A 17,143-nucleotide genomic window follows, 5' to 3' on the forward strand; every position below is an offset into this window, starting at 1 on the left:
GGGCTGCAGCCCACCCTACAAAGGGGGTCCGGCGTAGGGTGGGCTTCAGCCCACCGATCTTCAGCCCACCGCCCCAGGTCAGAACGAACGCGGCAGTTCGAGCAGATGCTCGGCCACGTAGGACAGGATCAGGTTGGTGGAGATCGGCGCCACCTGGTACAGGCGCGTCTCGCGGAATTTGCGCTCGACGTCGTACTCGTTGGCGAAGCCGAAACCGCCATGGGTCTGCAGGCAGGCGTTCGCCGCTTCCCAGCTGGCCTTGGCCGCCAGGTACTTGGCCATGTTGGCCGCCGCCCCGGCATTGATGCCGCTGTCGTATTCGGCGCAGGCGCGCCAGCGCATCAGGTCGGCGGCCTCGATCTCGATGTGCGCCTCGGCGATGGGGAACTGCACGCCCTGGTTCTGCCCGATCGGCCGGCCGAACACCACGCGGTCGCGGGCGTAGGCGCTGGCCTTCTCGATGAACCAGCGACCGTCGCCGATGCACTCGGCGGCGATCAGCGTGCGCTCGGCGTTGAGCCCGTCGAGGATGTACTTGAAGCCCTTGCCCTCTTCGCCGATCAGGCTGCTGGCGGGAATCTCCAGGTTGTCGAAGAACAGCTCGTTGGTCTCGTGGTTGACCATGTTGGCGATGGGCTGCACGGTCAGGCCGTGGCCGATGGCTTCGCGCAGGTCGACCAGGAAGATCGACATGCCCTCGGACTTCTTCTTCACCTCGGCCAGCGGCGTGGTGCGCGCCAGCAGGATCATCAGGTCGGAATGCTGGATGCGCGAGATCCACACTTTCTGCCCGTTGATCACGTACTTGTCGCCCTGGCGCACCGCGGTGGTCTTGATCTTGGTGGTGTCGGTGCCGGTGGTGGGTTCGGTGACGCCCATCGACTGCAGGCGCAACTCGCCGCTGGCCAGCTTCGGCAGGTAGTAGCGCTTCTGCTCCTCGCTGCCGTGTCGCAGCAGGGTGAACATGTTGTACATCTGCCCGTGTACGGTGCCGGAGTTGCCACCGCAGTGGTTCACCTCCTCGAGGATCACCGAGGCCTCGGCCAGGCCGAGACCGGAGCCGCCGTATTCCTCGGGAATCATCGCCGAGAGCCAGCCGGCCTCGGTCAGCGCCTTGACGAAAGCTTCGGGAAAGCCCTTTTCCTCGTCGATCTTGCGCCAGTACTCGGCGGGGAACTCGGCGCAGAGCGCGCGCACGCCGTCACGGATGGCATTCAGTTCGTCCTGGTCGTAGGTCTTCATAGCGTCCTCTTGTTCTTGTCGGGCGCACCGGCGCCGATCGGATGGGGCGTCGTCATGGGGGACGGATTACGCCGGGTCGAATTCCACTTCCGCGCTCTGCGCGATGCCACCGGCGTTGCCGGCCCACAGCTCGGCCTTGCCCGGCGCGACGATGCGCCCGCCGACCTCGAACGGCTGCGGCGCGATCAGCGGACGCACGCCGCGGTAGGCGAAGCGGCGCAGGCGCGCCTGCGGGTTGGCGCGGCAGAACGCGCGTAGGTTCAGGGTGGCGATCATCGGGCCGTGCACCACCAGGCCGGAGTAGCCCTCGGTGCCGGTCACGTAGGGGAAGTCGTAGTGGATGCGATGGCCGTTGAAGGTCACCGCCGAGTAGCGGAACAGCAGGGTCGGCGTCGGCTCCACCGATTCGCTCCAGTCGCCCGCCGACGGCAACTCGCCGCTGGCCGTCTTCGGGGGCGTCGGTTCGCGGTAGACGATGTCCTGCTCCTCGCGGATCGCCAGGCGGCCATCCTGCGAGTAATCATGGCGCACGGTGACGAACAGCAGCGCGCCGGTACGGCCGTGCTTTTCCTCAATGTGGGTGATTGTCGATACGCGCCCGGCTTCGCCGCCGGCACACAGCGGCTCGTGAAACTCAAGACGCCCGCCGGCCCACATGCGGTTGCGGTTGTCGGCCGGCGGCAGGAAGCCGCCACGTGCCGGATGGCCATCACCGCCGAGACCGCTTTCGGCGATCGGCTCCTGGAAGAAGCACCACTGCCACAGCGGCGGCAGCGCCTCGCCGTGGGCCGGCGTCGGCTCGTCGAAGGTGGCGGCGATGCGCTTGAGCAGGTTGCGGCTCAACTGATCGTGAGCCTCCTCGGTACGCCCGATCCAGGCACTGAAAGCAGAATCGCTCATGGGTGAATTTCCGCAGCGGTTATTGTTGTGGGCGGATCATGCTGCGCGACCGGCGTTCTGAGAATTTGCAATTACGTATACCAGCGTTCGGTTATGCTGAACGCAGTGCTGCGTTTGAGCGGCACACACCGTAGGGTGGGCTTCAGCCCACCAATACTCGCCCGCGACTTACCGCGTGGGCTGAAGCCCACCCTACGAACAGAACCAGTGGGCTACCGATTTACCGCAGGGCGGGCAACGGTGAGCTAAAGCCCTCCCTACGGACTGTTGTCAATTCGCGAGTACTCGACCTTGCGTTCTACGAGGGGAAACAGCGCATGCATTTCGATCTGGCCGACCTGCGGCTGTTCATCCACATCGCCGAATCGCCCAGCCTGACCCAGGGCGCGCGCCGCGCGTTTCTTTCGCCGGCCGCGGCCAGCGCGCGGATCAAGGCCCTCGAAGGCCAGCTCGGCAGCCGCCTGCTCTATCGCGACAGCCGTGGCGTCGAGCTGACACCGGCGGGCGAACGCCTGCTGCAGCACGCGCGTCTGATCATGCGCCAGGTCGATTACCTGAAGAGCGAGTTCGCCAGTAACGGCACCGAAACCGCCGGGCACATCCGCATCTACGCCAACACCACGGCGGTGACCGAATTCCTTCCCGAGGTGCTGGCGCACTTCCTCGCCGAGCGCCCGGCGGTCACGGTGGACCTGCAGGAAAAACTCAGCCGCGACATCGTCCGCGGCGTGCTCGACGGCGCCGCCGATCTCGGGATCATCGCCGGGCCGGTGGAAGCGACCGGGCTGCAGGTGCTGCATTTCAGCACCGACCATCTGGTGCTGGCGGTGCCGCTGGGCCATCCGCTGGCCAGCGAGCAGCGCGTCACCCTGCGCCAGACGCTCGCCTACCAGCACATCGGCCTGCACGACGGCAGCACCCTGCTCAGCTTCCTCCGCGACCACGTCGAGCGCCTCGGCGAAACCCTTTCGCTGCGCATCCAGATGTCCAGCTTCGAGGCGATCTGTCGGATGGTCGAGGCCGGCGTCGGCATCGGCATCATTCCCGAATCGGCGGCGCGCCGGCACAGCCGCACCATGCAGCTGGCTACGGTGGAGCTGGACGAACCCTGGGCCATGCGCGAACGCAGCATCCTGGTGCGCGAGCTGGAGGCGCTGCCGGGTAGCGTGCGCGCCCTGATCGCCACCCTGCGCCCGGACGTTGCGCTGCCGCCGGTGTCCGAAACCGCGGACAACCTGATCACGGAGCAACCATGAACGACCTCGGAAAACTCCCCTGCGAAGCCTGCCGCGCCGATGCGCCAGCCCTCGACGAGCAGGCGATTTCGGCCCTGCATGCACAGCTTCCGTGCTGGTCCCTGGTGACTCGCGACGGTGTGCGGCAACTGGAGCGCGGCTTCGCCTTCGCCGACTTCAAGGCGGCGCTGGCCTTCGCCAATGCCATCGGCGAACTGGCTGAGGAGGAAAACCATCATCCGGCGCTGCGGGTCGAGTGGGGCAAGGTGCGGGTCAACTGGTGGACCCACAAGATCCACGACGTACACCGCAACGACTTCATCCTGGCGGCGCGTTGCGACGAGGCGTTCGCCCGGCTCGGCGGCCCGTCCCCAGCACCCTCGCCCTGACGCGAGGATCGCCTGCGGATCGAATGGGCACAGCCTGCCCTTCAATCGACCATCGCCATCCGACAGGCCCGCTTGCGTGGCGGCAAATCGCTATGAACAGCCCCATTCCGCGATCTGACGAAAAAAATTAACTGTTACAGATCAAGTGGATAGCTGCTTAGCAAGCTAAGCAGTGGCGCGATTTGTGCTTGCCATGACGAGTCAGTTTGTTAGGGTGTGCGCCCTATGCGGTCATTGCTTCTTCCCATCAGCGCGTTGCTGAGCGGAGTGGCCCTGCTTCTGCTTGGCAATGGTCTGCTGAACACTTTGTTGACTCTGCGTGGTTCTGCGGAAGGGTTTTCCCCCGCTGTGCTCGGACAGGTGATGTCCGGCTACTTCGTGGGTTTCTTCCTCGGTATCTGGATCGCCAGCCCGCTGATCCGCCGCGTCGGGCATATCCGTGCGTTCGCCTTTTGCGCCGCACTCGCCGCCAGCACCGCGCTGCTTCACGTGGTCATCGTCGATGCCTGGGTGTGGCTCGGTCTGCGGGTGATCTACGGCATCGCCCTGGTCACCCTGTACACCGTCATCGAGAGCTGGCTCAACGCGCAGACCGCCGCCAGCGAGCGCGGCCGGGTGTTCGCCATCTACATGGTCGTCAACCTCGGCGCCCTGGCGCTGGCGCAGCAACTGCTGGCGTTCGACAGCCCGCTGGGCTTCACCCTCTTCGCCCTCGCCGCGATCCTGATCTGCTGCGCGCTGATGCCGGTGGCGCTGACTCGCCAGGCCCAGCCGAGCGTGCCCGACCAGCCAAGCGCCGACCTGCGTCACCTGGCGCGTGTCGCGCCGCTGTCGGTGGCCGCCGCCGGGTTGTCCGGGCTGGCCCTCGGCGCGTTCTGGGGCATGGCCCCGGTGTACGCCAACCTGCAGGGTTTCGATGCCCGCGGCGTCGGCCTGTTGATGACCAGCACCATCCTCGGCGGCGCATTGCTGCAATGGCCGATCGGGCGTTTTTCCGACCGTCACGACCGCCGCCTGGTGCTGACCTGGGTGGTCGCCCTGGCGGTAGGGATGGCGCTGCTGATCGCCCTGCTGCCGGCCGGCCCGCTGCTGCTCGGCGCGATGTTCGTCTGGGGCGGCCTGTCGTTCGCCATCTACCCGATTGCCGTGGCACAGATGATCGACCAGTTGCAGGCCGATGAAATCCTCGCCGGATCCAGCGGCCTGCTGATGCTCAACGGCGCCGGTTCGGCCTGCGGCCCGTTGCTCGCCGGAGCGCTGATGCAGCACTTCGGCGCGACGGCGATGCCGCTCTACTTCGCCTTCACCCTGGCACTGCTCGGCGCTTATGCGCTGTACCGGCTGCGCCACGTCAGCGACCTGGTCAGCGAACCGGCCGGACACTTCATGCCGATGCTGCGCACCAGCCACAGCGTGCTCGAGCTGATGCCCGACGCGCCCGCGGCCGACGAGCAAGGCTCGCCCTCCCCCACGGAGCCGGCCTCGGCCGATCACCCTGTCAACGAAGGAGGAGCGCACTGATTCACGTCGCTCGACGACGCCACCCGGCTGTTTCGGCAAGGCCCGGAGCCTATCCCAAACAGCCAGTCAGCCCGTCCAAGCCGGACGGGCACCCGCACAAGGAGACTGCGCATGCTACTTGCCACCGACCTCGATGGAACCTTTCTCGCCGGCGATCCGGAAGACCGCCTGAGCCTCTACCAGACCATCGCCGCACACCCTGAAATCCGCCTCGCCTACGTCACCGGGCGCAGCCTGGAAGCGGTGCTGCCGCTGCTCGCCGACCCGACGCTGCCGCACCCGGACTACATCGTCTCGGATGTCGGCGCGAGCCTCTACAACGGCGAAACCCTGCAACCGATCCAGCCGCTGCAGAGCGACATCGACGCCCTCTGGCCGGGTGAGTCGCAGGTTGCCCAGGCGCTCGCCGGGTTTCCCGACATGGAGCGCCAGGACGTGCCGCAGGCGCGGCGCTGCTCGTACTTCTGCGCGCCCGAACGTGCCGCCGACCCGGCCCTGAAGGCCATCGCCGAGGCGCTGGATTGCGACCTGCTGTATTCGGCCGACCTCTACCTCGACTTTCTCCCCCGCGGCGTCAACAAGGGCAGCAGCCTGCTCAAGCTGGCCGACCACCTGGGCATCGACCGCGACCAGGTGCTGGTCGCCGGCGATACGCTGAACGACCTGTCGATGCTCAGCTGCGGGCTCAAGGGCGTCTGCGTCGGTGCCTCGGAGCCGGCGCTGCTGGAAGCCACGCAGACCTGCACGCGTACCCTGCATGCCACCCGCCCCGGCTGCGGCGGCATCCTCCAGGCCTTCGCCCATTTCGGTTTTCTCGGCCAGCACGGCATCGCCGCCGAACGCCGTGAGGCAGCACAGCCGGGCCAGGCCGAACTGGTGATCGTCTATCACCGGCTGCCCTACGAAGAGCACAAGGTCAACGGCCACATCCAGCGCCGCCGACCCGGCTCGCCGAACGGCATCATCCCGACCCTGCTGAGTTTCTTCGCCGACGGGCGCAAGGGGTCCTGGGTCGCCTGGGCGGTCAACGAAGAAGGTGACGAACCCTTCGAGCGGCACACCACGGTGGACGCCGAGCATTACCCGCGGCTGACCGCGACCCGTGTCGGGCTGAGCAAGGAGCAGGTCGACATCTTCTACAAGCGCTTCTCCAAGGAAGCCTTCTGGCCGACCCTGCACACCTTCTGGGAGCGCGCGGTCTTCCGCGAGGACGACTGGCAGGTGTACCTGGACGTGAACCGCGCCTTCGCCGAGCACACCGCCCGCGAAGCGGCGGTCGGCGCCACCGTCTGGCTGCACGACTACAACCTGTGGATGGTGCCGGCGTACCTGCGCGAGCTGCGCCCGGACCTGGTGATCGCCTTCTTCCACCACACCTACTTCCCCTCGGCGGACGTGTTCAACGTACTACCATGGCGCCGGCAGATCGTCGGCAGCCTGCTGCAATGCGACTACGTGGCCTTCCACATTCCGCGCCAGGTGGAGAATTTCGTCGACGTCGCCCGCGGCGTGACGCCCTTGCGTACCGTCAGCCGGCAGAACTGCGCGCCGCGCTTCCTGACCTACGGCTGCGCGGTCGGCCTGGAGCGGATGACCACCGCGGTGGACACCGGCACCCGCGTCGTCAAGCTCGGCGCTCATCCGGTCGGCCTCGACGTCGAGCGCGTGCGCGGCATCCTCGCCCAGGAAAAGACCCGCCTGCAGATGGCGCAACTGCGCAGCGAACTGTCCGGGGTGAAGCTGATCCTCTCGGTGGAACGCCTCGACTACACCAAGGGCACTCTGGAAAAACTGCTGGCCTACGAACGCATGCTCGGCGCGCACCCCGAACTGCACGGCAAGGTCACCCTGGCCTGCATCTGCGTCCCCGCGGCGCGCGAGATGACCATCTACGACGAACTGCAGACGCAGATCGAACAGGTGGTCGGACGGATCAACGGCGGCTTCGCCAAGGTCGGCTGGACGCCGCTGCAGTTCTACTTCCGCGCGTTGCCGTTCGAGGACGTGGTGGCCTGGTACGCGATGGCCGACGTCATGTGGATCACCCCACTGCGGGACGGCCTGAACCTGGTGGCCAAGGAGTTCGTCGCCACCCAGGGCGTGCTCGACGGTTGCGGCGTGCTGGTACTTTCGGAATTCGCCGGTGCCGCCGCGGAACTGAAGGGCGCGCTGCTCACCAACCCGCATGACCCGGCCGACCTCGCCAGCACCTGCTACCTGGCGCTGAACCTGCCGAAGGCCGAGGCGCAGGCGCGCCTGCGCGAACTGTTCGACGTGGTCAGCTACAACGATATCCACCGCTGGGGCGAGGAATTCCTCCAGGCGGTGGAGCCGGAGCCGGCGGAACAGCTGGAAGCCGCGCTGAGACGCGTTGCCAGCGCCGGCCTGAGTGTCGCCGGCAAACGCGCCTGACACGAAGCGCCGCAGCGGGCGTCAGTCCAGGGTCAGACCGTTCGCCGGCAACGGCAGCGCGGTCTTGTACAGCACCTGCTTGAGCGCGAAGCTCGAGCGGATGTTGGCCACGCCCGGCACCTTGGTCAGGTGATCGAGGATGAAGCGCTCCAGCGCCTGGATGGTCGGCACCAGCACCCGCAACAGATAGTCGGCGTCGCCGGTCATCAGGTAGCACTCCATCACCTCCGGCCGCTCGGCGATCGCCTGCTCGAAACGCTGCAGCGCGTCCTCCACCTGTTTCTCCAGGCTGACGTGGATGAACACGTTGACGTGCAGCCCGAGCAGGTCCGGCGCCAGCAGCGTCACCTGCTGGCGGATCAGGCCGAGTTCCTCCATGGCCTTGACCCGGTTGAAGCACGGCGTTGCCGACAGGTTCACCGAGCGGGCCAGCTCGGCATTGGTGATGCGGGCGTTCTCCTGGAGACGGTTGAGAATGCCGATGTCGGTACGGTCGAGCTGGCGCATGAGAGAGATATTCTCCGCAAATAATATTTTGTAGATTGAATATCTTCAAAACACCCTAAACGCAATGAACTTTAGAAAAAATCTCCCCTCATGGAGTAATAAAGTTTTCTCCAGCCACGCCAATCCTAGCCGCGCTGGAGGATATCCATGGCCCACTCTCGCAACGCCCGCACCGCCGCCCCGGACGCGCGCCGTTCGCTGCTCTCCACCCGCACTCAGGGCATCGCCCTGCTTCTGGTGGCGATCCTGATCTGGGGCGCGAACTGGCCGGTGATGAAGACCGGCCTGGCGCACGTCACGCCGATCTGGCTCTCGGCCACCCGCTTCGTCCTCGGCTGCCTGTGCCTGTTCGTCGTGCAGATCGTCACGGGCACCCTGCGCCTACCGCGGCGCCGCGACCTGCCGCTGATCGCCAGCGTCGGGCTGCTGCAGATGCTCGCCTTCACCGTGCTCGGCGCCATCGCGATGCTCGACATCCCGGCCGGGCGCTCGGCGGTGCTCGCCTACACCACGCCGCTGTGGGTGACGCCGGCGGCGATCCTGTTCTTCCGCGAACGGCTTTCCCCCCGCCAACTGGCCGGCACCCTGCTCGGCGTGCTGGGCGTCGCCGTGTTGTTCAACCCGCTGGCGCTGGACTGGAGCGACGGCCGCCTGGTGAAGGCCAACCTGATGCTGCTCGCCGCCTCGTTCTGCTGGGCGCTGTGCATCCTTCACCTGCGCCATTCGAAGGGCAGCGCCAGCGCTTACCAACTGGCGCCCTGGCAGATGCTCACGGCGGGCGTGCCGCTGCTGGCGATCGCCTGGATCGTCGAGGGGCCGTTCAGCGGCGATGGATCGCGCACGTTCTGGCAGGTGGCGTTGTTCGTCGGCCCGCTGGCGACGGCCTTCTGCTTCTGCGCGGTGAATGCGGCGAGCATGTGGCTGTCCACCACCAGCATGTCCTCGGCGATGCTCGGCGTGCCGGTGGTCGGCCTGATCATGGCGGTGATCTTCCTGGACGAAAGCCTCAGCCTGACGCTGCTCGCCGGCGTGCTGGCGATCGTCGGCGGCATCCTGCTGGTGACCGTCGCGCCGCGCGCCGACGGCGCACGCTGAGGGTGAAGCCATGCGCAAACCGCGTTTCAGCGACGAGCAGATCGCCGCGATTCTCGCCGAGGCGGCCGCCGGCCAAGTGCCTGGGCGTCGTCGATACCGGGATCGGTGTCGAAAATGATCGGAATGGGCACGCTCTCTCCAGGTGGGCGGACCGGCCACGCGGAAAATCGCGGATTCTACCGAGCGCTCCGCCTATGGCACGCGCTAAGTCACGTTACCGGCGTCAACTTCATGACTACCGGCCGGGATCAAACGTTGAAGAATTCCCCCGGCGTGCAGCCGAAATGCTGGCGGAACGCGGTGATGAAGGCCGAGGTGGATTCATAGCCGCAGCTCAGGGCGACATCGGTGACCCGCTCGCCGTTCTCCAGCGGCGCCAGCGCGTGCAGCAGGCGCAGACGCTGGCGCCAGGCGCGGAACGACAGCCCGGTCTCACGCAGGAAGATCCGCGACAGGGTCTTTTCCGACACGCCGATGCGCGCCGCCCAGTAGCCGAGGTCGCGCCCGTCGGCCGGGTCCGCCTGGAGGCTCTCGCAGAGCACCCGCAGGCGCTCGTCCACCGGCAGCGGCAACGACAGGCTGACCTCCTCGGCCTGGCGCAACTGGTCCAGCAGCACCTGCACCAGGCGGCCGTCGGCGCCCTCCTCGGCATATTCGGTGGGCAGTGCGGTGAAGCTGCGGATCAGCTCGCGGGTCAGCGGCGAGACCTCCACCACCTGGCAGCGCGCCGGCATCCAGGGCGCCGCCGATTGTTCGATGTAGAGGCTGCGCATCTCCGCGCGGGCGTTGCTGCCGACCTGATGCTGCAGCCCGGCCGGGACCCAGATCGCCCGCTGCGGCGGCGCCACGTAGCTGCCCTCGGCGGTGTGCACGCCGAGCACGCCCTGGATCGCATAGGAAAACTGCACCCAGGGGTGGCTGTGCGGCGCCGACCAGGAATCGCTGCCGAGGGATTCCACCCGCGCATAGACCGGTCGCGGCAGCCGGTCCAGCTGTGGAATCTCACGCGGAACAATGGAATGTCCGTTTGGCGGCATATTCTGGCTTTCTAGCGTTAGTCGGAAGTTTCCCCGAGGGGTAGAGTCGCAGACCTGATCACCCCACGCCACCGCCGAGAGTTTCCATGGCCCGTCCTCGCCTGCTGCCCGACAACCTCACCCTCGCCCTGATCGCTACGGTGATCACCGCCAGCCTGCTGCCGTGCAGCGGTTCCGTCGCCGAGGTGTTCCACTGGGCGACCACCTTCGCCATCGGCATGTTGTTCTTCCTCCACGGCGCCAAGCTATCGCGCGAGGCGGTGCTCGCCGGCTTCCTGCACTGGCGCCTGCACCTGCTGGTGCTGTGCTGCACCTTCGTGCTCTTCCCGCTGCTCGGCCTGGCGCTGAAACCGCTGCTATCGCCGCTGGTCACGCCGCAGCTGTACCTCGGCATCCTGTTCCTCTGCGCGCTGCCGGCCACCGTGCAGTCGGCCATCGCCTTCACCTCGCTGGCGCGCGGAAACATCCCGGCGGCGGTGTGCAGCGCCTCGGCCTCGACCATGATCGGCATCTTCCTCACCCCGCTGCTGGTGCAACTGATGCTCGGTGTACAGGGCAGCAACGGCGGCCTCGACGCCATCGGCAAGATCGTCCTGCAGCTGTTCGTGCCCTTCGTCGCCGGCCAGCTGGCCCGTCGCTGGATCGGCCGCTGGGTGGATGCGCACAAGGGTTCGCTGAAGTTCTTCGACCAAGGCTCGATCCTGCTGGTGGTCTACACCGCGTTCAGCGAGGCGGTCATCCAGGGGCTCTGGCAGTCGATTCCGCTGCCCGCGCTGGCCGGCCTGCTGGTGTGCTGCTGCATCCTGCTGGCCCTGTCGCTGGGCATGACCACGCTGCTCGCGCGCAAGCTCGGCTTCTCCAAGGAGGACGAGATCACCATCGTCTTCTGCGGCTCGAAGAAGAGCCTGGCGAGTGGCGTGCCGATGGCCAACGTCCTGTTCGCCAGCAGCGCGGTGGGCGCGATCATCCTGCCGGTGATGCTGTTCCACCAGATCCAGCTGATGGTCTGCGCGGTGCTCGCGCAACGTTACGCCCGACGCTCCGAAACCCCGGCCATGGAAACCAAACCCGCCAACGCCCCCCTGTAGAAGCTCTTCAAGGGCGCTGATTGCGAGCAGGCTCGTTCCTGGAAGGACAGGCTTGCCCGAAGCGTGCGTAGGGTGGATCGCGCTTTATCGATCCACCGGCGGCGCAACGGATTCAGCGCCGCTGCAACGGTGGATGAAAAGAACCTCATCACCCTGCAGGGGCGGCCGGAGCGTCTGCTGGATTGCTGTGCGCCGGCGGTCGGACCCGCGACTACGCCGAATCACACATCCACCCGTCCGCGCCCGGCCTTGATCACGCCGCGTTTGGCCTTGCCCTCCAGGCGGCGCCTCTTCGAGCCGAGGGTGGGCTTGGTCGGGCGGCGCTTCTTCTCCACCTTGCCGGCGTCGCGGATCAGCTCGGCCAGGCGCTGCAGGGCGTCGGCGCGGTTCTGTTCCTGGGTGCGGTACTGCTGCGCCTTGATCACCACCACGCCCTCGCCGGTGATGCGACTGTCGCGCAGCGCCAGCAGGCGTTCCTTGTAGAACGGCGGCAACGACGAGGCCTGGCTGTCGAACCGCAGGTGCACGGCGCTGGAGACCTTGTTGACGTTCTGCCCGCCAGCGCCCTGGGCGCGGATCGCGGTGAGTTCGATCTCGTCATCGGGCAAATGGACGGCGTTGGAGATTTCCAGCATGGCGGGCGTTCGTCGTGGGAGCGGATGACTACCCTACCTGAGAGCGCGACGCCTGGCCTCCGATCCGCGCAAAACCCCGCCCCGGCGTCGACACCGAAGACATTCGCGGAAACCTTTTCCAACGATCCGTTGCCCACCGCACGGGCGCCGATGAATTACCGTGGCGGCCAAGATCGGCGAACGAGGCAACCATGGATTCAATAACCCAGGCAGTACTCGGCGCCACGCTACAGGCCGCTCTGCTCGGCCGCTGGCAGGGACGCAAGGCGCTGCTCTACGGCGCCGCCCTGGCGACCCTGCCGGACCTCGACGTGGTGATCGATTATGGCGACGCGGTGGCGGGAATGACCTACCACCGCAGTTTCAGCCATTCCCTGCTGGTGCTGACCGGCCTGGCGCTGGCGCTCACCCTGCTGCTGCGCTGGCGCCCGCATCCCGGTTATTCCGCCGGGCGGCTGTTCGTCACGCTGTGGCTGGTGCTTGCCACCCATCCGCTGCTGGACGCCTTCACCAGCTACGGCACCCAGCTGTTCTGGCCGTTCACGCCGACGCCGACCGCCTGGTCGACGGTGTTCATCATCGACCCGCTGTATACCGCGCCGATGCTGGTGGCGGTGATCGGCGGGCTGGTCCACGGCCTGCGCGACAAGCCTCCGCGCCTGCCGCTACTGGCGCTCGCGCTGTCCAGTCTGTACCTGGGATTCACCGTCGCCGGCAAGCAGATGGCCGAGCAAGCGGTGGGGAAGGAACTGGCGCGCCAGGGCATCCACGCCGACGCGCTGTTCAGCGGGCCGACACCCTTCAACAGCCTGCTCTGGCGGGTCGTAGTGCGCGACGGGGCGGATTACCACGAGGCGGTGGTCGGCTGGTTCGACCGCCAGCCGCCGCGGATCGAGCGCTTCGCCCGCGGCACCGGCTTGCGCGCCGTACTGGCCGATTCGTCGCAGGAAAAGCGCCTGGAATGGTTCACCGGCGACTGGCTGCGCTACGACGAGATCGACGGCCAACTGATCGTCACCGACCTGCGCCTGGGCATAACCGGCTTCCATCCGTTCCGCTTCCCGCTGGCGGAACGCCGCGACGGGCAGTGGCAGCTGATCCCCTACGTCGAACGCCTGCCGATGGAGCGTGGCGGCGCGGCGCAGATGAAACAGGTGTGGGCGCGCATCTGGCAGCAGCAACCGCCTCTGCCGCTACGCGAATGGGCGGAAACGCTGAAGCAGACGAGTCGCCCTGTTGGAGCGTGAGCCTTCGGCGCCACGCTGCTGCGGTATTGGTGCGCGCGGCGCACCCTACGAATTGCATTGGCATTCCGACCGCATCGCCCGAAGCACCGCACCGTAGGGTGCGCCATGCGCACCGCTGCCTTTGGTGCGCGCGGCGCGCCCTACGAATTGCATTGTCATTCCGACCGCATCGCCCGAAGCACCGCACCGTAGGGTGCGCCATGCGCACCGCCGCCTTCGGTGCGCGCGGCGCACCCTACGAATTGCATTGGGCATTCCGACCGCATCCCCCGGAACATCGCACCGTAGGGTGCGCCATGCGCACCGACGCGGTGGCTCTGCGCACCGGAGGGCCAGATCAGCCTTCCAGCCGCGCCAGGCGCTCTTCCAGCGCGGCGACGCGGGCTTCCAGTTCGGCCAGGCGTTCGGCCTGACCACCCCGCGCGGTGGAGGACTCAGCGCCTTCGGCACGCGCGGCGATGATCGCCTGCAGCTCGTCCGGGTCCACCAGCAGGTGCATGAAACGTTCCTCGCGCTGGCCGGGCTGACGCTGCAACTGGACGGCCATCTTGCGTGACGCCAGGCGTTCGAGGTGGTGCTGGACCTGCCCCACATCCTCGAAATCGTGCATGCGACCGCTACGTGCGAGCAGCTCGCCGAGGGTCTGCGGACCACGCAACAGCAGCAGGCCGAGCAGCACCAGTTGCGGCGCGACCAGCCCGAGGGTCTTGTCCGCGCGCTGCTCCCAGCGGTCGGCACGGCTGCCCATCACCAGGCGCACCAGCCCGCGCCCTTCGAGGCTGCGCAGAGCCTGGCCGACCTGGCCGGGGGTCAGCTCCATCACCGGCTCGCGGCTGGTCTTCTGGTTGCACGCGAGAACCGCCGCATTGAGGGTCAGTGGATAGCTTTCCGGGGTGGTGAGCTGCTTTTCGATCAGGCTGCCGAGCACGCGCGCTTCGGCGGCGTTGAGGGGTTCGACGGGCTGGATGTCCGTTTCTTCGGTCATGCGGGCGCTCTCCGGGTGAAGGTTCGGGCGAAGTTTACCGGCTTCGCGGCCTCCGGCAGAGGCGCTTTTCGACGGCCTTGCGGGCGTCGCCAGCGCCCGTCGTTCTTGGCTAAGATGCCGACGCCTCCACCCTCGAGCATGCCATGGCCCGCGCCACGCCCCCCGATCTGAGCAGCACCAGCAAGCCCCTGCGCGGGCTGGCGCGCAGCTATCCGCGCGGCCTCTACATCGAGCCGCACCAGCACGCCTGGGGCCAGGTGCTCTACGCGATCTCCGGCGTGATGTGGCTGGAGACCGAACGCGAGGCGTTGCTGGTGCCGCCGCAGCGCGCGGTGTGGCTGCCGCCGGGGGTGACGCACGGGATTCGCGTGGTCTCCGAGCTGGAGATGCGCAACATCTACCTGCGCCCGACGCTGGCCGAGGCGCTGGAGCCGCAGGTACGCATCGTCGAGGTCAGCCGCCTGCTGCGCGAGCTGGTGCTGGCGCTGGTCGAGCAGGAGCGCCAGGACGATCCCGGCTACTACGAGGCGCTGGCCAACCTGGCCCTGCTCGAACTGCGCCGCGCGCGGCATTCCTGGTTGCGCGTGCCACTGCCCGACGACGCCGACCGCCGCCTGCTCGGCCTGTGCCAGGCGGTGATGGCAGCGCCGTCGCTGGAGATATCCTTCGAGCGCCACGCCGAACAGGCCGGCGCCAGCGTGCGCACCCTGACCCGCCTGTTCCAGCGCAGCCTCGGCCTGGGCTTCGCCGAATGGCGCCGCCAGGTGCAGCTCGCCACCGCCGTCGCCGCGCTGATCCAGGGCACGCCGGTGAGCACGGTGGCGCGTTCGCTGGGTTATCAGCCGAGCAGCTTCAGCGACATGTTCCGCCGCGAACTGGGCGTGGCGCCATCGGACTACCTGCGCCGCGATGGCGACTGAGCGGCGAGATTGGCCGATAGGCAGAAGCCTATGGCCGGAGCGTGACAGCGCGCCTGCATAGACTGGCCGCCATCGCCCACGCCACCCGGAGGTTTCGATGAACTACCTGATCTCGCTGCTCATCGGCCTGGGTGTCGGTGCGCTCTACGCCCTGCTCGACTTCAAGTCGCCCGCGCCGCCGGCCATTGCACTGGTCGGACTGCTCGGCATGCAGATCGGCGAAGCCCTGTTGCCGCTGGGTTGCCAGTTTCTCGCCCAGTGGCTGCACTGACCCCGAAGAGGAATCCCCATGAAAGCTCTGCAATTCGCCCGCACCGGCGACCTCGCCGCCCTCGAACTGCGCGACATCCCGCCGCCCCGCCCCGCCGAAGGCGAGGTGCTGGTGCGCGTGGAAGCCGCCGGGCTGAACCCCAGCGACGTGAAGAACGTGCTCGGGCGCTTCCCCTACACCACCCTGCCGCGCGTGCCGGGCCGCGACTTCGCCGGTGTGGTCGTGGAAGGCCCGGGCGACCTGCTCGGCGCCGCCGTATGGGGCACCGGCAAGCCGCTCGGCTTCGCCCGCGACGGCAGCCACGCGCAGTTCATCGCCCTGCCCGCCAGCGGCGTGGCGCACAAGCCGCAGCGGCTGAGCTTCGTCCAGGCCGCCGCCCTCGGCGTTCCCTACACCACGGCCTGGGACGCGCTGGAGCGCGCCGCGGTCGACGCCGGTACACGACTGCTGGTGATCGGCGCCAACGGCGCGGTGGGCAGCGCCGCCCTGGCGCTGGCCAGGGCGCGCGGCGCCGAGCTGCTCGCCGCGGTGCGCAGGCCCGAGCAGGCCGATCGCCTGAATGCCGCCGGCATCCCGGCCATCGTGCTGGAGCAGCCGGAGCACCTGGGCGCCCAGGTACAGGCGCATTTCCCTGGCGGCGCCGAAGTGATCTTCGATACCACCGGCTTCTGGCTGCCGGCGGCGGTCCCGGCACTGGCGGATTTCGGTCGCATCGCGATCATCGCCGCGCCGGTTGACGGCCAGGTGCAGTTGCCCGCGCTGGCGCTGTATCGCCGCGGTGGCTCGGTGGTCGGGGTCAACTCGCTGCTTTACGACGCCACCCAGTGCGCGGCGATGCTGGATGCGTTCGGCCGCCTGTTCGACGAGGAACGCCTGCCGCTGCCGACGGGATTGCGCGAAATGCCCCTCGGGCAGGGCCTGGCGGCCTACGCCGAGGTGAACGCCGGCAGCGCGGAGAAGATCATCCTGCGGCCCTGAGCCCAGCGCTCAGACCGGGGCACGCGCCGGGCGCGGATCAGCCCTGGACGTTGCGCTCCAGCCAGCGGGTCAGCAGCGGTGCCAGGTGCTCCAGCGGCTGGTAGCCGTTGGTGAGCAGCGCCATCTGCCCGTCGTGCTCGGCGAGCAGCGTGGGGAAGCCGGCGATGCCGAGGTTCTGCGCCCAGGCGAAGTCGCCGGCGGTCTGCTCGCGGATTTCCAGCTCGTCGAAGGCCGCGGCGAACTCGATCCGCGGAATGCCCGCACGCTCGGCCAGCTCCACCAGCACCGTCGGCAGGGTGACGTCGCGCCCCTCCTGGTAGAAGGCGCGCTGGATCAGCTCCAGCAGCGGCCAGACGCTGTCCTCGTCCAGCTCGCGCGCCGCGACCAGCGCGCGGCAGGCCGGCTCGGTGTCGTAGACGAACCCGTCCGGCAAGCCCTCGTTGAAATTGAACAGTTGCCCGGTAGTGGCGTTCACCGCCTGCCAGTAACCCAGGGTGCGCACCCGCGCCGCCGGCTCCATCGCCGCGCGCTCGTGGCGCAGGCCGCCAACCACCAGGTGGGTGGGCACGCCGGCGGCCAGCGCCTGCTCCGCCAGCGCGTCGACGACCGGGGCGAACCCCCAGCACCAGGAACACATCGGGTCCATCACGTAGATCAGGCGAGTGGCCATCGGTAGCTCCG

At 67.8% G+C, this 17,143-nt stretch carries 17 protein-coding genes; 10 read left to right on the forward strand and 7 right to left on the reverse strand.

Features of this window, described 5'->3' with window-relative positions; genetic code table 11:
• Positions 1-78 precede the first annotated feature (78 nt).
• The gene (locus QMX85_RS03755) at positions 79-1,242 is read right to left on the reverse strand and encodes an acyl-CoA dehydrogenase family protein (protein WP_090230183.1); all 1,164 of its coding nucleotides are present in this window, start codon (positions 1,240-1,242) and stop codon (positions 79-81) included.
• A 66-nt stretch (positions 1,243-1,308) separates the two neighbouring features.
• Positions 1,309-2,142, reverse strand: a complete 834-nt coding sequence (locus tag QMX85_RS03760) for a MaoC family dehydratase N-terminal domain-containing protein (protein ID WP_282338878.1) — start codon at positions 2,140-2,142, stop codon at positions 1,309-1,311.
• 317 nt (positions 2,143-2,459) lie between these two features.
• On the opposite strand from QMX85_RS03760, the gene QMX85_RS03765 reads away from it, so the two are divergent.
• The 4 genes from QMX85_RS03765 (at position 2,460) to ggpS (ending at position 7,699) form a co-directional block, all read left to right on the forward strand.
• Positions 2,460-3,398 (forward strand): LysR family transcriptional regulator, encoded by a 939-nt coding sequence (locus tag QMX85_RS03765; RefSeq protein ID WP_282338879.1) that lies wholly within the window; start codon positions 2,460-2,462, stop codon positions 3,396-3,398.
• Positions 3,395-3,766 (forward strand): 4a-hydroxytetrahydrobiopterin dehydratase, encoded by a 372-nt coding sequence (locus QMX85_RS03770; protein WP_282338880.1) that lies wholly within the window; start codon positions 3,395-3,397, stop codon positions 3,764-3,766. The genes QMX85_RS03765 and QMX85_RS03770 overlap by 4 nt, the downstream gene beginning before the upstream one ends.
• A gap of 225 nt (positions 3,767-3,991) precedes the next feature.
• On the forward strand, positions 3,992-5,287 hold the full coding sequence (locus QMX85_RS03775; protein WP_282338881.1) for an MFS transporter: 1,296 nt from the start codon (positions 3,992-3,994) through the stop codon (positions 5,285-5,287).
• Positions 5,288-5,398: 111 nt separating this feature from the next.
• Positions 5,399-7,699, forward strand: a complete 2,301-nt coding sequence (gene ggpS, locus QMX85_RS03780) for a glucosylglycerol-phosphate synthase (RefSeq protein ID WP_282338882.1) — start codon at positions 5,399-5,401, stop codon at positions 7,697-7,699.
• A gap of 21 nt (positions 7,700-7,720) precedes the next feature.
• Here ggpS and bkdR read toward each other — a convergent pair whose 3' ends face one another.
• Positions 7,721-8,206, reverse strand: coding sequence for a Bkd operon transcriptional regulator BkdR (gene bkdR, locus QMX85_RS03785; RefSeq protein ID WP_282338883.1), 486 nt, complete (start codon positions 8,204-8,206; stop codon positions 7,721-7,723).
• Positions 8,207-8,353: 147 nt separating this feature from the next.
• Here bkdR and QMX85_RS03790 point away from each other — a divergent pair, with 147 nt between their 5' ends.
• Entirely contained in the window at positions 8,354-9,301 is a 948-nt protein-coding gene (locus QMX85_RS03790; RefSeq protein ID WP_282338884.1) for a DMT family transporter, read from the forward strand.
• Between the two features lie 248 nt (positions 9,302-9,549).
• Here the strand turns inward: QMX85_RS03790 and QMX85_RS03795 are convergent, their stop codons facing one another.
• Positions 9,550-10,338: a helix-turn-helix transcriptional regulator gene (locus QMX85_RS03795; RefSeq protein WP_282338885.1), complete on the reverse strand. Its 789-nt coding sequence runs from the start codon at positions 10,336-10,338 to the stop codon at positions 9,550-9,552.
• A gap of 86 nt (positions 10,339-10,424) precedes the next feature.
• On the opposite strand from QMX85_RS03795, the gene QMX85_RS03800 reads away from it, so the two are divergent.
• Positions 10,425-11,426 carry a bile acid:sodium symporter family protein gene (locus tag QMX85_RS03800; RefSeq protein WP_282338886.1) on the forward strand — a complete coding sequence of 334 codons (1,002 nt, stop codon included), beginning with the start codon at positions 10,425-10,427 and terminating at the stop codon, positions 11,424-11,426.
• Positions 11,427-11,647: 221 nt separating this feature from the next.
• Here the strand turns inward: QMX85_RS03800 and arfB are convergent, their stop codons facing one another.
• Positions 11,648-12,061: an alternative ribosome rescue aminoacyl-tRNA hydrolase ArfB gene (gene arfB, locus QMX85_RS03805; protein WP_282338887.1), complete on the reverse strand. Its 414-nt coding sequence runs from the start codon at positions 12,059-12,061 to the stop codon at positions 11,648-11,650.
• Between the two features lie 191 nt (positions 12,062-12,252).
• On the opposite strand from arfB, the gene QMX85_RS03810 reads away from it, so the two are divergent.
• Positions 12,253-13,308, forward strand: coding sequence for a metal-dependent hydrolase (locus tag QMX85_RS03810; RefSeq protein ID WP_282338888.1), 1,056 nt, complete (start codon positions 12,253-12,255; stop codon positions 13,306-13,308).
• 337 nt (positions 13,309-13,645) lie between these two features.
• Here QMX85_RS03810 and QMX85_RS03815 read toward each other — a convergent pair whose 3' ends face one another.
• Entirely contained in the window at positions 13,646-14,293 is a 648-nt protein-coding gene (locus tag QMX85_RS03815; protein WP_282338889.1) for a DUF480 domain-containing protein, read from the reverse strand.
• Between the two features lie 143 nt (positions 14,294-14,436).
• On the opposite strand from QMX85_RS03815, the gene QMX85_RS03820 reads away from it, so the two are divergent.
• The 3 genes from QMX85_RS03820 (at position 14,437) to QMX85_RS03830 (ending at position 16,462) form a co-directional block, all read left to right on the forward strand.
• Complete coding sequence (locus QMX85_RS03820; protein ID WP_282338890.1) at positions 14,437-15,213, forward strand: helix-turn-helix transcriptional regulator; 777 nt, start codon at positions 14,437-14,439, stop codon at positions 15,211-15,213.
• 97 nt (positions 15,214-15,310) lie between these two features.
• Positions 15,311-15,484, forward strand: coding sequence for a DUF1427 family protein (locus tag QMX85_RS03825; protein WP_282338891.1), 174 nt, complete (start codon positions 15,311-15,313; stop codon positions 15,482-15,484).
• A gap of 18 nt (positions 15,485-15,502) precedes the next feature.
• Complete coding sequence (locus QMX85_RS03830) at positions 15,503-16,462, forward strand: zinc-binding alcohol dehydrogenase family protein (protein WP_282338892.1); 960 nt, start codon at positions 15,503-15,505, stop codon at positions 16,460-16,462.
• A gap of 37 nt (positions 16,463-16,499) precedes the next feature.
• On the opposite strand, the gene QMX85_RS03835 is transcribed toward QMX85_RS03830, so the two are convergent.
• Complete coding sequence (locus tag QMX85_RS03835) at positions 16,500-17,132, reverse strand: DsbA family protein (RefSeq protein ID WP_282338893.1); 633 nt, start codon at positions 17,130-17,132, stop codon at positions 16,500-16,502.
• Positions 17,133-17,143: the final 11 nt, after the last annotated feature.

Origin of the sequence: Pseudomonas sp. PS02288, from assembly GCF_029959715.1 — a bacterium.
GTDB lineage: Bacteria > Pseudomonadota > Gammaproteobacteria > Pseudomonadales > Pseudomonadaceae > Pseudomonas_O > Pseudomonas_O kuykendallii.

Excerpts from the sequence above, each read along its gene's own strand:
- QMX85_RS03755 (WP_090230183.1), bottom strand. The coding sequence starts at position 1,242 with ATGAAGACCTACGACCAGGACGAACTGAATGCCATCCGTGACGGCGTG.
- QMX85_RS03760 (WP_282338878.1), bottom strand. The coding sequence starts at position 2,142 with ATGAGCGATTCTGCTTTCAGTGCCTGGATCGGGCGTACCGAGGAGGCT.
- bkdR (WP_282338883.1), bottom strand. The coding sequence starts at position 8,206 with ATGCGCCAGCTCGACCGTACCGACATCGGCATTCTCAACCGTCTCCAG.
- QMX85_RS03815 (WP_282338889.1), bottom strand. The coding sequence starts at position 14,293 with ATGACCGAAGAAACGGACATCCAGCCCGTCGAACCCCTCAACGCCGCC.
- QMX85_RS03775 (WP_282338881.1), top strand. The coding sequence starts at position 3,992 with ATGCGGTCATTGCTTCTTCCCATCAGCGCGTTGCTGAGCGGAGTGGCC.
- QMX85_RS03835 (WP_282338893.1), bottom strand. The coding sequence starts at position 17,132 with ATGGCCACTCGCCTGATCTACGTGATGGACCCGATGTGTTCCTGGTGC.
- QMX85_RS03770 (WP_282338880.1), top strand. The coding sequence starts at position 3,395 with ATGAACGACCTCGGAAAACTCCCCTGCGAAGCCTGCCGCGCCGATGCG.
- QMX85_RS03765 (WP_282338879.1), top strand. The coding sequence starts at position 2,460 with ATGCATTTCGATCTGGCCGACCTGCGGCTGTTCATCCACATCGCCGAA.
- arfB (WP_282338887.1), bottom strand. The coding sequence starts at position 12,061 with ATGCTGGAAATCTCCAACGCCGTCCATTTGCCCGATGACGAGATCGAA.
- QMX85_RS03790 (WP_282338884.1), top strand. The coding sequence starts at position 8,354 with ATGGCCCACTCTCGCAACGCCCGCACCGCCGCCCCGGACGCGCGCCGT.
- ggpS (WP_282338882.1), top strand. The coding sequence starts at position 5,399 with ATGCTACTTGCCACCGACCTCGATGGAACCTTTCTCGCCGGCGATCCG.
- QMX85_RS03795 (WP_282338885.1), bottom strand. The coding sequence starts at position 10,338 with ATGCCGCCAAACGGACATTCCATTGTTCCGCGTGAGATTCCACAGCTG.
- QMX85_RS03820 (WP_282338890.1), top strand. The coding sequence starts at position 14,437 with ATGGCCCGCGCCACGCCCCCCGATCTGAGCAGCACCAGCAAGCCCCTG.
- QMX85_RS03825 (WP_282338891.1), top strand. The coding sequence starts at position 15,311 with ATGAACTACCTGATCTCGCTGCTCATCGGCCTGGGTGTCGGTGCGCTC.
- QMX85_RS03810 (WP_282338888.1), top strand. The coding sequence starts at position 12,253 with ATGGATTCAATAACCCAGGCAGTACTCGGCGCCACGCTACAGGCCGCT.
- QMX85_RS03800 (WP_282338886.1), top strand. The coding sequence starts at position 10,425 with ATGGCCCGTCCTCGCCTGCTGCCCGACAACCTCACCCTCGCCCTGATC.
- QMX85_RS03830 (WP_282338892.1), top strand. The coding sequence starts at position 15,503 with ATGAAAGCTCTGCAATTCGCCCGCACCGGCGACCTCGCCGCCCTCGAA.